General features: G+C 37.0%; 13 protein-coding genes. 8 read left to right on the top strand and 5 right to left on the bottom strand.

What is annotated here, in order from left to right; genetic code table 11:
• The first annotated feature begins 338 nt into the window (after positions 1–338).
• Both QVB70_RS18155 and QVB70_RS18150 read left to right on the top strand, forming a co-directional pair.
• A complete protein-coding gene (locus QVB70_RS18155) occupies positions 339–563 on the top strand; it encodes a hypothetical protein (protein ID WP_287589264.1) in 225 nt (74 codons plus the stop codon).
• Between the two features lie 10 nt (positions 564–573).
• A complete protein-coding gene (locus QVB70_RS18150; RefSeq protein WP_287589261.1) occupies positions 574–966 on the top strand; it encodes a hypothetical protein in 393 nt (130 codons plus the stop codon).
• Positions 967–1,041: 75 nt separating this feature from the next.
• On the opposite strand, the gene rpoP is transcribed toward QVB70_RS18150, so the two are convergent.
• Positions 1,042–1,185 carry a DNA-directed RNA polymerase subunit P gene (gene rpoP / locus QVB70_RS18145; RefSeq protein ID WP_287589259.1) on the bottom strand — a complete coding sequence of 48 codons (144 nt, stop codon included), beginning with the start codon at positions 1,183–1,185 and terminating at the stop codon, positions 1,042–1,044.
• 185 nt (positions 1,186–1,370) lie between these two features.
• Between rpoP and QVB70_RS18140 the strand changes: the two genes are divergently transcribed.
• The gene (locus tag QVB70_RS18140; protein WP_287589257.1) at positions 1,371–1,970 is read left to right on the top strand and encodes a hypothetical protein; all 600 of its coding nucleotides are present in this window, start codon (positions 1,371–1,373) and stop codon (positions 1,968–1,970) included.
• A gap of 48 nt (positions 1,971–2,018) precedes the next feature.
• On the opposite strand, the gene QVB70_RS18135 is transcribed toward QVB70_RS18140, so the two are convergent.
• Positions 2,019–2,564, bottom strand: a complete 546-nt coding sequence (locus tag QVB70_RS18135) for a hypothetical protein (protein WP_287589255.1) — start codon at positions 2,562–2,564, stop codon at positions 2,019–2,021.
• 534 nt (positions 2,565–3,098) lie between these two features.
• Between QVB70_RS18135 and QVB70_RS18130 the strand changes: the two genes are divergently transcribed.
• Entirely contained in the window at positions 3,099–3,989 is an 891-nt protein-coding gene (locus QVB70_RS18130) for a transcription initiation factor IIB (RefSeq protein WP_342766589.1), read from the top strand.
• Between the two features lie 333 nt (positions 3,990–4,322).
• Here the strand turns inward: QVB70_RS18130 and QVB70_RS18125 are convergent, their stop codons facing one another.
• Positions 4,323–5,675 carry an acetate--CoA ligase family protein gene (locus tag QVB70_RS18125; protein WP_287589266.1) on the bottom strand — a complete coding sequence of 451 codons (1,353 nt, stop codon included), beginning with the start codon at positions 5,673–5,675 and terminating at the stop codon, positions 4,323–4,325.
• 142 nt (positions 5,676–5,817) lie between these two features.
• On the opposite strand from QVB70_RS18125, the gene QVB70_RS18120 reads away from it, so the two are divergent.
• The 3 genes from QVB70_RS18120 to QVB70_RS18110 all read left to right on the top strand — a co-directional run bounded on the left by QVB70_RS18120 (position 5,818) and on the right by QVB70_RS18110 (position 10,472).
• Positions 5,818–7,893 carry a hypothetical protein gene (locus tag QVB70_RS18120; protein WP_287589252.1) on the top strand — a complete coding sequence of 692 codons (2,076 nt, stop codon included), beginning with the start codon at positions 5,818–5,820 and terminating at the stop codon, positions 7,891–7,893.
• A 200-nt stretch (positions 7,894–8,093) separates the two neighbouring features.
• Complete coding sequence (locus QVB70_RS18115) at positions 8,094–8,321, top strand: hypothetical protein (protein WP_287589251.1); 228 nt, start codon at positions 8,094–8,096, stop codon at positions 8,319–8,321.
• A 75-nt stretch (positions 8,322–8,396) separates the two neighbouring features.
• Complete coding sequence (locus QVB70_RS18110) at positions 8,397–10,472, top strand: hypothetical protein (protein ID WP_287589248.1); 2,076 nt, start codon at positions 8,397–8,399, stop codon at positions 10,470–10,472.
• On the opposite strand, the gene QVB70_RS18105 is transcribed toward QVB70_RS18110, so the two are convergent.
• On the bottom strand, positions 10,465–10,596 hold the full coding sequence (locus QVB70_RS18105; RefSeq protein ID WP_287589246.1) for a hypothetical protein: 132 nt from the start codon (positions 10,594–10,596) through the stop codon (positions 10,465–10,467). The two genes, QVB70_RS18110 and QVB70_RS18105, sit on opposite strands and share 8 nt — an antisense overlap.
• Before the next feature lie 210 nt (positions 10,597–10,806).
• Here QVB70_RS18105 and QVB70_RS18100 point away from each other — a divergent pair, with 210 nt between their 5' ends.
• A complete protein-coding gene (locus QVB70_RS18100) occupies positions 10,807–11,484 on the top strand; it encodes a hypothetical protein (RefSeq protein WP_287589243.1) in 678 nt (225 codons plus the stop codon).
• A 23-nt stretch (positions 11,485–11,507) separates the two neighbouring features.
• Here the strand turns inward: QVB70_RS18100 and hmgA are convergent, their stop codons facing one another.
• Complete coding sequence (gene hmgA / locus QVB70_RS18095) at positions 11,508–12,734, bottom strand: hydroxymethylglutaryl-CoA reductase (NADPH) (protein ID WP_287589241.1); 1,227 nt, start codon at positions 12,732–12,734, stop codon at positions 11,508–11,510.
• Between the last annotated feature and the right edge of the window lie 18 nt (positions 12,735–12,752).

Raw genomic sequence — 12,752 nt, 5'->3', positions numbered from 1 at the left:
TGACCTCCTATCTTTATAATATTCAAGTCTGGGACAATTTTGACTTGAGGGACAACATCAATTTTCTCGAACAATCCCTTCCGAACTAGTGATTCTCCCTTTAAACCCGATTCAAGTTCACGGCGCTTTGTCATTTTGATCAACTCAAGATGAGACATTATTTTATAACTTATACGGTTAAGTCTTCGCTTTTTATATCAGGCAATATAACACTTGATATAATTGTTGTTATATCGATCTAAAAATGACTTGATGCTAACGATAACTTTATATGTTTGGCACTCAGATTATATCATGTGATATATCAATTGATATAACAATTGAATGAGGTGAATCATATGAAAATCTACGTTCGTGAAAGAATGAAAGTAAAGACTGGAGTAAAAGCACCAAGATTTCGAGTTCTTGCTGTCACAAATGGCTCAGGAACAGACGCCCAACTGAGTTTTCCCACAAGAATGCACCTTAGGAAAGTAGAACTTGAACAAATTGCTAAGGATGTCGGTGCTGAAATTGTATATCTCCAGCCGATAGCTGAGGCAGAACGAGGAAAAATGAAGTGAAGGAAAACACATGACGGCACTCACTGACGATGAGATCTTTGATGCGGCAATACAGATTATGCTTTTCATTGATCGTTCTATTACCATCCACTTTAGTAAAAATACTATTCAAGTAAGGTTTCCCACAACGCGAAAGTTGGCGGAGCATTTACAAATCCCACATTACTATGTACTTCCTTATTTCGCCACGATGGAGAAGGACAACCTGATTATAAGAGTGGAGCGGGTAGGCATCTCTACAACTCAAGCAGGCAGTAAAAAACTGATCGAGTTAATGGCCACCAAATATAAAGAAAAGACTGAATCCGTTATCGGAACTGCGCTTTTTGAAGAGATTCAAAACCGTGTAATGATTGAAGATCGAACACGAGACCTAACTCTTCCTGAATCAAATAGCGAATAAGGCTCAGAAGATGAGTATAAACACAAAGCAAAATCCCTTTGGCTCAAGAGCGAGCGTTAGTAAATCAAAAAAATGTTATTGAGACTTTAAGCGTTTAATAATTGGTGGCCTTCCTTTATACAGAATTCGCTGACCACAGTGTGGGCATTTTACGCCAGGCAATGCTTCTGTAAGGTTAATATCAACCTCTTGCTTGCACTTGTAGCAAGTGTACACCATGTAAGTTCACCATCACTTTTTCTTTCCTAACTCGTTATAAAGATTTCCTTAGATTCAAGTTTACCAAAATACTGTTTATCCCTTTAGATATGCAATCGAATTTCTTACTTGTATCCGATACGTTATTTAAGAAGTTATCAATTTTATATCATGAGATTCCTTAAACGCAATCTAGAGGCAATTATATGACCATACACGGATTTTTTGTAGTTGAAAGGGTGAGAGAAGCGTGTATCTATTATTATCGAGAGCCAGACAGCAACCTGAAACTTGATCACTCAACTATTGGGCCATTTGCTAGTATTATTGCAAATATTAGTGAAACATTCAGAGCAGACGGTAAAGAAAAACTGCAATTTTTTATCACATCAAATTATAAACTGTCATTCGATGTGGATCAAAACTTAATCTGTATTATTGTTGCTTCAGCAGATTACGATGATCTAGAGTTGATCTATTTAATAACACAAATGAGCAATGATATAAGAGCGTTTTGTTCTCAATATAACGATTTGTCGCAATTTCCAATTAAAAATTATATCTGGCAAGGGCATGTAAGGCATAGCAGTCCTGATAGGGCTTCAAAAACCATTTTAATGCGACTAGGTGATATTTTACAGGAACTTGATTTCTTGGTCAAAGATGTAGATCTATTGAAGACTTCCTCGAATTATGATAGTTCGAATTTGCCAGTAATTTCAGCGATGGAAACATCACTTGAACAGAAGATCTCGCAAGTTCGAGAAAAATTAAAAGAATTGCCCTACGTAGGCGGCGAGTTCTAAATTGATAACCTGCCTCCAGGTAGGGTTATGAGTATTGCTTTACTTATCTTATACGGTGTTTTCTACATCTACTTCTAGGACAAACTTAGTTTCAGTATGGCTGATAGCTTGTTCCTCTGTCAATGCGAGTGCGGTCAGTCTTCCAATTTCAGTAAATCTTACTGGAATACCTTTGTTGTCTCTATTTCCTGCACTAATCAATCCAGCATTCCTTAGAGCTACGAGATTCCAACGAATTGTCGATGGCGCTACGTTCAACTTTTCGGAGAGTATGCCGATCATTGCTGTCAAAGTAAGAGATGCACCATTCATGTTGGCAATTTCTCTAAGAATAGTCTTCTGCTTAGGCGTCAGATTGTCAAAAACAGTTGCGACTATTTTTTCTTGGTATTTTGAAAGTTTTTCCTCTAATATTTTGTTTTTATGTCTTAAGAAGTAGTGGATAGTCAAAATATCCGAAAGAATAGTTTCAATATCTCCAACAAGTTCAGTATCTGACACGATATCCAAGAAAAGTGTTTTTAGCGTTTTTATACGATGCCTAAATTCTATTTGTTCAGAAAAAACTAATTTTTCAATGGAGAACCAATTCACCCACTTAAGGCACCCCCAATTAGACCTCTTTTGAGTCTAACGGATTCTTAGTTAAGGGATTTTGAAAACATATGATACGGGGGGTTTTTTAAAGTTTTTGTAAATGATTTTTTGTATGCTATATACCTATATGATACTCTATGTTTAAGTCGCAAAAACATTTTGTATAGTTTGCGGAGGATTTCACTACAAAATTAAAAAGCACCATTTTTCAAAATAGTAATTAATTTTATCGAAATAGCGAAGGGGAACGCAAAGATGGATCTTCAACTAAGAATGTTACAAATCTTCTTTGCGAAAACCGGGAAACTCACGTAAAAAATTGCGATATTTGAGAAATATTTAAATATGATCTATGAGAATATTGTAATGTATCTTCAATACCCTACTATATATTCGCGATTTAGACTCTCATTGAATAAGAAATTCAAATGAGAATTTCGATAAAAACGAGGCTGTGTTCTCATGGTGGAGAGTACTGAATTAACTGAAACTAAATTTACACCGGGTGTAGCTATTTCTTCTCAAGAATGTATGGAATGCGGTTCAACTGAAATTGTAATGGACTCTATTCGAGGGGAGAGAATTTGTAGTATATGTGGATTAGTAATTACAGAACATGTGATAGATACTGGTCCTGAATGGAGAGCGTTTACTTCAGATGAACGCAATAAAAGAAGCAGAGTAGGCAGTCCAGTCTCATGCGTTGTTCCTTCTATGGGACTATCAACTATGATTGGGTGGGAAAATAGAGATATTTATGGCAACAAATTGTCACCAAAAAAACGTGCCCAAATCTATAGATTGAGAAAATGGCAAATACGAACAAGATCACAAGGTTCTTATGAGCGTAATCTCTCCCACGCTATACGCGAACTAGAAAGACTTTCTAGTCAACTTGGAATTCACAATGGAGTAAAAGAATCAGCGGCTGTCATCTATCGGCGGGCTATAGAAAAAAAGTTAGTTCGTGGACGTTCAATAGAAGCTATGGTTGCTGCATCTGTGTATGCAGGTTCACGACTTAGGAAAGTTCCTCGTACCCTGGATGAGATTGCCCAGTGTACACGTGTTAATAAAAAAGAATTAGGTCGTTGCTATCGTTTAATTCTTCGAGAACTTCATATTTCAATCCCCATAGCCAGTCCAGTTGACTTCATTTCTCGTTTTAGTGAAGAATTAAAAATCTCTGGAAAAACTCAACAACGTGCAATAGAAATTCTAAATCAAGCAAAAGAATTTGGAATTACTGCTGGTAAAGATCCAACTGGTCTTGCTGCTGCAGCATTGTATATCTCAAGCATTACTGAAGGTGAGAGAAGAACCCAAAGGGAAATTGCAGAAATAGCAAGGATAACTGAAGTTACTGTTCGTAACCGCTACAAGGAAATTGTTAGAGTACTTGGAATAAAAATAGCTGTCTAGATATTATATTAAATGGCATTATCCTTCTTTTTTTTAATTTTATTGGCGGGAAGTCCCCTTGCGCCAGCTGGGGGATGAAAGCCGCAAGGTTTTTATAGTGTTTTGCACAGAAGAGTTCTGAGAATATCGAGAGGAAAGCAGGGATACAAGACTCTTGATAGGAAGGCAGTATGGTGTGATTTTGAAACCTGAGGGTTGCTATCACAGAATGCCAAGTGGACAGGCTATTCTCTTTAGAGGGTAATCTGCGACACACAGCCGAACGTAAAACGAAAGTTTCCCGCAAGGGTTGGGAGGACTCGCAGGAAGCCCCATCTGAAAGGGTGGGGTAGTTCACTGAACATGTTGATACCATCGTTTATATTCCACTAATGCCCCTAATGTTCTAATAGCTCTTTCTGGTAGTGTATGAACTGGAATTTTGTTCCACTCTAAAAATCTTTTATATTTTTCAAATTGCTTAAATGTGCTTCCCAAGCAGGATATAATAGGTTTTTTACTGCTTTTCATAACTGCAACAAGTGTTTTGATTGTCTGAAACTCGATATTTGGACCACTTGGGATTGTTACGACAAGCACAGAATCAACTTGTGGGTCGCTTAGAATGAGTTTTGTTACCCATTCATATCTCTCCGTGTCAGCATCCGCTGCTAAATCAACTGGATTTGAAGGGGTACAATGTTGAGGTAAACTATGCAATTGTTCAAGCGTTTTACTGCTAAACTCTGCAAGACGTAAATCATTATTTTCAAGAGCATCTGCTGCTAAGACACCATGTCCACCACTATTTGTTATTATACCCACATTATTTCCTTTAGGTAATGGTTGAGTTGCAAAGCAATAGCAAATATCAAGGAGTTCTTCTAGATCCTTTGCAGTGATTACACCTGTTTGTTTGAACATTGCTTTAAATGATTCTACAGATCCTGCGAGAGACCCAGTATGTGATTTTGAAGCTTTTGCTCCTGCTTCTGTTTTTCCAACTTTGCTAATAATAACGGGTTTTGCTTTAGTAACCTCTCTTAGTGTCTTGTAAAATCGTCTTCCTTCTTTTACACCCTCAACATACATTCCGATAACTTTAGTGGTTGTATCTTGTTTTAAATATCCTAGAAGATCGCTTTCATTTACATCTACGGCATTTCCGTAAGAACATGTTTTACTAATTCCTATCCCCCGATATGCACACCATTCAAGTAGTGTTACAAGGATTGCTCCAGATTGGGATAACAACGCAATATTTCCTTTTGTTGGATATCCTATTGTCCTTTCACGTGGTACAAGAAAACTATTGATTCCAGAATAAGGATCAAATATACCAATACAATTTGGACCAATGATTTGCATTCCATACTTATGAGCAATTTTTGTGATTTCATTTTCTCTTTCAGTTCCTATTTCATTTCCTGTTTCTCCAAAGCCTCCAGTGACAATTATAATTCCTTTAATTCCCTTTTCTCCGCATTCTTGAACAATCTTAGGAACTTGTTGCGCTGTTAAAGCTATTATTGCAAGATCCACAGATTCAGGAATGTCTTTTATTTTTGAATAAACAGGATTATTCAAGATCATCTCTGCGAATGGATTAACAGGATATATACTACCCTTGTATTTCTGGAGGATCATGTTCTCTAGAATTATATACCCTATTTTTCCTCTATTCCTGCTTGCTCCGATTATAGCGATATTAAGAGGAGAAAAGAAAACTTCTAATGAAATTCATATCACCTAAAGTAGATATTACTAGTTCATATTGCATGTTTTACACAGTAATCTTATGCACGTTTTAGCCTTAATTTTTTATAGGATGATCTGATATCAAACTTCTATGTTTAAATTAACAAAATACAAGAAAATAGCGTTTCTTTTTTTCTTGGTTATGTTGTTTGTAATTCCAATATTTCTAACTTCATATCCAGATAATAACGCCCAAATTATCAAACTAGATATAATTAAACCTAAAAAAGTTCATGCAGGCAATCGGTTGAAGATTGAAGGAAGTGTAAAATATCTTGGACCTTTTAGTAGTTCTTTAGATGTCGTTCTTTTGGTGAATGGAACTCGAGAGCAGACTCGAAGGATTTTTATATCGAGTTATCAAACTATGAATATCTCATTTTTTTGGACGCCCGCAAGAAAAGGAGCGTATTTAGTTTCTTTGAGAATATATAATTCGCCCACCTCATTCAAGGAGAGCCCAGTCCTCACTATACAAGTTGATTCCATAGCAGGTCATCAAAAATATACCATGGCCTTATATCATTTTAATGTTCAATATGTTCCAGGATCAACTGCTATTGAAAATCGAGTTATAGAAGAATCGTTTTACCCACTCCTCAAAATGTATCAGCGTCATAGCACATGGAGATGTAATATTGAACTTAGTGGCTATATGCTCGAACTCTTGCATCAGAGATATCCCCATATATTAGATTTTCTCAAGTTTCTTGTGAGTGAAGGGAAAATTGAACTTATTGTAAGTCATTATTCAGAGCAGTTTTTAGTGGCATATCCTCGAACTGATATGGCAAAATCAATAGAGATCTCAGATTCATTGCTTGATTCCTTAGATCTCGTTCGCTCTGGATTATTTTTTGCACAAGAGAGCCAGTGGACACCTGGATATGCTGAACTGCTTAACGCGTACGACTATGATACAGTTGTCGTATCAAGTGATCCATTCTATAATTACTTGCATCAAAGAATGAAAATAACATCTCCACTTTACTTCTTAGAAGATAATTCAACTCAATCTCTTAGTGCTGATGAAAGGCAAGTAAATGTGCTTCTTTTTACAAAACCCAAACTTATCAATGATATAGAATTTCGTTGGTCTTGGGCTTATGATGGAGAATTTGCCAATACTTATACTTACAATAATGACTTTCGCTATGATTCATCAAGAGCACAAGCACATGAAAACAAATTGGAAAAATATGAGGCAGAAGGATACTATTTCGCTTTCATAAGCGAGATCGTATCATTGCTAAATGAGATGACTGACCCTGAAAGAATTCCAAAAATTCCAGAAGCAACTTGGGACATGAAGAAATGTAAAGGTGTTTGGCGATGGATGGGTGACAATATAGCTGATTATGAAGATGATGCCTTTGTAAGAGCATATACTTATCAGGCACGACAAGAGGCACTAGTTGCTGAAGTATTGCTTGAAAAAACCCGTGAAAAGGGAATAGATGTTTCAGATGAAGAACAAACGCTTCTCAACATTTGGAAGCAAATCTTACTTGCAGAGGTATCAGATTCAACTGGATGGTTTCCTTGGGAGATTGAAGTTAAAGAATCAATTAAACTTACAGATTCTGCTCTCATATTATTGGATAATGTAATTGCGGAATTGAAAATGAAATTAGGATATCAAGATAGTCTGTTAAAGGTAGATCCTTCTAAGAACACCATTTCAAAGGTTTCATCAATTAGTTCCCCGGAACCTACATCTACTCCTAATCTAAACATGAAAATTAAAGGCGGTCCTTATCAAATAAATTATACTAAGGGAGAATTTGGTGTAACACTCAATATCAAGATGTTTCTTGAAGAGAAAAGTACGGTTGAAATCAGATTTCCTGCCGAGAATAGTATCATGTATTCTCCCAGTCTGGCAGAGAACACATTAATCACTTTAAACCCGTCAGATATCCATGAAAATCCATATTTGCCACTTTCTAACGGTTTAGTGATAATTAATGGCAGTAAAGCCATTATAAAACATTGTGCCGAACGTCATATGGCAATGCAATGGAATCGCGACAAATATATCGTCTTTAAAGAAAATTCAGTCAGTGGGAATCTTACTTATTCATTCACGTTCGTAGAAGACATATTCTACTTCAATTTCATTTATATTGCAAATTCAATCAATGTCTATCCACATTTGATTGTTTAATGCATGGTTTCAAAAAATTATGAACAAGGCCTTCTTGTATATTTTATTTATGCGAAGTATGGGTGGTCAACTGTTGATAGTTTTATGGACAAATCTTGCCAAATGTAGTCAAATATCTCGTTTGAGACAAGTATTTCGTGGTGAAAGCTGATGAGCTGGGTTCACCTGTTACCCGCTAATAGAAACGCTGTCTTTTTATAGTGGGTTACCCTAGAGTATATCTGCCAGTAACTGACTGGACTCACACATCACCACCATCCTCACTTGGGAATGATCGCAGTCATGACCTCTCTAAAGCAAAGTTATCCACTCAAACTCCCACAAGATACTATCTTACGCCACCAACTGGATATATTACGGGATCTGGTTCTACACGCCGCTCAACTGTCCTAGCGGGGACACCATTCACGTCCTTCTTCAGACTGTGAGTGGATAGACCTTGTTACTACTTGTCTATAGTTGTAAAGAAATGTCTATGATGAAAGGAACGGTGTCTATGGTACATGCGGATATTAACAAAAAAAAAGACAATCTTTCTCTTCTTGTTAGTCATTTTGTTTACAATATCGATATTTTCAACACATCTCTCAGATGCTTCTGCTAGAATAACTGATTTACGTGTAATTAAACCAAAAAAAGTTCATATGGGCAATCGTCTAAAGATTGAAGGAAGTGTACAATATCTTGGAACTGGTCTTCGTTCTTTTTATGTCTCACTCATGGTAAATGAGACTCAAAATCAAACTGAAAAGATTTCAGTAGCGAATTTTCAAACAATAAATGTCTCATTCTTTTGGACACCTGAACGAAATGGAGTATATACAATTTCTTTGAGACTGTATAAATCGCCTTCTTCATTTGAGGAAAGCATCCCTCTCAATATTCATGTTGATTCTATCTCAGGTTATCAGAAATATACTATGGCACTTTACCACTTCAATGTTCAATATGTTCCAGGATCTACCACGATTGAAAATCGTATTATTGAGAAATCGTTTTACCCGCTCCTTAAAATGTATGAGCACCATAGCACGTGGAGATGTAATATTGAACTAAGTGGCTACATGCTCGAAATTTTATATCACAAATACCCTCAATTATTAGATCTTCTAAAGAACCTGGTGAATGAAGGACAAATAGAACTTATAGTGAGTCATTACTCTGAGCAGTTGTTAGTAGCGTATCCACGAACAGATATGGCAAAATCAATAGAAATTTCAGACACAATACTTGATTCTTCAGATCTCGTTCGTTCTGGAGTATTTTTTGCACAAGAGAGCCAGTGGACACCTGGATATGCTGGATTGCTTAATACCTATGATTACAACACCGTAGTTGTATCGAGCGATCCATGGTATTATTATCTTCCGAATAGAATGAAAATGAACTCACCACTTTTTTATTTAGAGGATAACTCGTCACAGTCTCTTGGTTCTGATAAACGACTGTTAAATGTGCTTCTTCACAAAAAGGATGGAAATGTTAATGGTATAGATTACCACTGGGCTTATGCCTCTGATGGAGAAACTGCTAATACCTTCGCTTATCAGAACAATTTTCGATACGATTCTCAAAAAGAACAAAATCACGAACAAAAATTGAGAAAAATTGCAACAGAATATCATTTTGTTTTTATCAGCGAATTTGTTGCCATGTTACGAGAAAAGAACGTTGAACAAGAAAAAATCCCAGTCATCCCAGAAGCAACTTGGAAAATGAGGAAAAGTGAAGGGGTTTGGCTATGGATGGGTAATAATAGCGCTCGTTATGAAGATGATGCCTTTATTCGAGCATATACGTATCGAGCACGACAAAAAGCGCTCGTAGCCGAATCATTACTTAAGATAACGAGAGCAAAGGGAATAGATGTCTCAGACGAAGAGCGAATGCTTCTCAACATCTGGAAGCAAATCTTACTTGCAGAGGTATCAGATTCAACAGGATGGTTTCCATGGGAGATTGAAGTTAAAGAATCTGTTCGTCTGACAGATTTAGCACTAGAATCTCTGGATAATGTAATTGCGGAATTGAAAATGAAATTAGGATATCAAGATAGTCTGTTAAAGGTAGATCCTTCTAAGAACACCATTTCAAAGGTTTCATCAATAAACAAACCTGTACTCGTTCCTACGCCTCCATTACATATAACTGTGAAAGGCGGTCCTTATCAAATTAATTATACTAAGGGAGAATTTGGTGTAACACTCAATATCAAGATGTTTCTTGAAAAGAAAAGCACAGTTGAAATCAGATTTCCTGCCGAAAATAGCATCATGTATTCTCCTAGTCTGGCAGAGAACACATTAATCACTTTAAATCCGTCAGATATCCATGAAAATCCATATCTACCGCTTTCTAACGGTTTAGTGATAATTAATGGCAGTAAAGCCATTATAAAACATTGTGCCGAACGTCATATGGCAATGCAATGGAATCGCGGCAAATATATCGTCTTTAAAGAAATAGCTGCCAGTGGGAATCTTACGTACTCCTTTACTTTTGTGGAGGCTACCGTTTATCACTTTACTTTCGTTGATATAGCAAATTCAATTAATGTCTATCCTGTATTGGTTATTTAGCTTGTTTTTTCCAAAAACCGCATCGTGGACATCTCTGAATGCCATGAGAGCTTAGTATATTCATCTGATACCCACATCTAGGACATGAGAGCCCATCATTCATTCGTTTGGATAAATCTTCCAATACTTCCACCGCGCGCGGGTAATACATGGATGTTACGGGTTGTTTACATTTATAAATATTTGCTTCGCGCGTATCCAATTAGACGAAAAAATCTATATTATTTTCAAATATCTGTGTAAATAGTACTATATTTTTAATATCTATCATCTCACTGAAAACCTACATTGGTGTTTCAACTATTTTGAAATGAGAAAAAGTGGAGGTAATTTCTTGATTATTGAGAGTATTGAACGTCCGTCCAAAGATATAATCAATGGATTATCAAAATATCCAACGGCTTTATTATCTGATGCAATGGAAAAAAGTCAGGCTATGCATAGTGAGATTAAACCTGTTATACCGATAGAAAAGGTTGTTGGTCCTGCTATTACAGCAAGGACAATGGTCGCTGACTATTTGACGCCTGTTGCAGCTATTGATTATGCTGAACCGGGTGATGTACTTGTTATCGATGTCCGAGGCCATCGCGATACAGCGATCTGGGGTGGGTTGGCTTCAACTTCTTGTAAATCCAGAGGAATCGTTGCTGTAATCATCGATGGTGCTATAAGAGATGTAGCTGAAATAAGAAAAATTCAATTTCCTGTATTTGCTCGTGCTGTAACTCCAAATGCTGGTGATTGTTCCGTACTTGGAGATATTAATGTTCCAATTCAATGCGGCGGAGTATTAGTAAATCCAGGTGATATTGTCGTAGCTGATACTGACGGAGTCGTAATAGTGCCAGCAAATAGAGCCGTTCAAGTTCTTGAAAAAGTGAAAAAGCAAGAAGAAATCGAGGAAAAGATTCGGCAGTTAATGTCACAGGGTCTTTCCTGCTATGAGGCATTAAAAGATGTATGTGGAGGATTTACAATAACTGTAGGGAAAGATGTGGAAATTCCCTAACAAATATTGAAATTTGTGCGTAATTAGACATGTCCGCGTCCAAGACGTTCATGTGCGCCAGTCAGATGAAGTGCAGACTGTGCCGATAACAAACTTATATCTCCAGCCAGTGCCGCTGCCGCGACAATCTCTGCAAACCTTTTTCCCATTGCTCCTGGTGGATCACCGGGACCTTGACATCCTATTATAGCAAGTGCCTCACTTTGAGTTGGTAACCCTGTACCTCCACCAAATGTTCCGGTCTCAAGGGAGGGTATGGTAACAGCTATATATAGATCCCCGTCTTCTGTCACCTCTGGAGTGACAATAGACATGCTTGAATCTGTTATATGCGCTGCATCCTGACCTGTAGCTAAGAAGATGGCTGCAATAATATTCGCCACATGAGCATTAAATCCTAAAGTTAATGCCTGTGCTCCGCCTAAAAATAATTTTCGATAGGCAAGTTCTGCTATACTTTCAGGAGTGGTTTTTAATACATCTTTTACGACTTCTTTCTTCAGGATAACCTCTGAAATCACAGTTTTACCGCGTCCTAGTATCCAATTAATTGCGCTAGGTTTCTTATCTACACACACATTACCTGATTCACTGATTAATTTTGCATAGGGCTGTTCTTGTGTTATGAAATCGCAAGCAAATCGAGCACCTCTTGTTACAGTATTCATACCCATTGCGTCATAAGTATTGGCACGAAAACGAAGGAAGACAGTTCTTCCAACTATCCAAGGTTCGATATTTATCAAGTTTAGGAATGGATCAGTATCATCAAAAACCTTGACAATTTCTTGATGATTTTCGCGTACCCAGCTTATAAGTTTATAAGCATGTTCTAAGTCAGGAACTTTCAAAGCAGGTGCGCGAGTAATTCCATCTCTAATAATTTTAGATTTTGCCCCGCCACTTCGCGTAATAGCAGTACAACCTCTATTCGTACTCGCTACGAGTGTACCTTCAGTAGTGGCAAGAGGTATATAAACTTCTTCATCAATATAATCGCCAGTGACTTTAAGAGGACCTGCGATGCCAATCGGAATTTGTGCACAACCTATGGAATTTTCTATATTTCTTTTTGCAGTTAAATTCATGTCCATAGAGTAGTTTCCGATATTCTTAAGCGATATGTCTCTCATCTTTTCTAAAACTTTCCTTCTGATTTCTGAAGCTATATTAACGTCATTTCCAACGTGTTCTTCAATCCTGTAAAACTTGATTTCTCCTTTGATTACTTTATTAACAATTTCATCCATTTTTTTCCCCTCAAAAGC

It is taken from the genome of Candidatus Borrarchaeum sp., from assembly GCF_019058535.1.
Classification (GTDB): Archaea; Asgardarchaeota; Sifarchaeia; order Borrarchaeales; family Borrarchaeaceae; genus Borrarchaeum; species Borrarchaeum weybense.
Note: the sequence above shows the minus strand (reverse complement) of the source record. Positions and strands in the feature narration are given on the sequence as shown.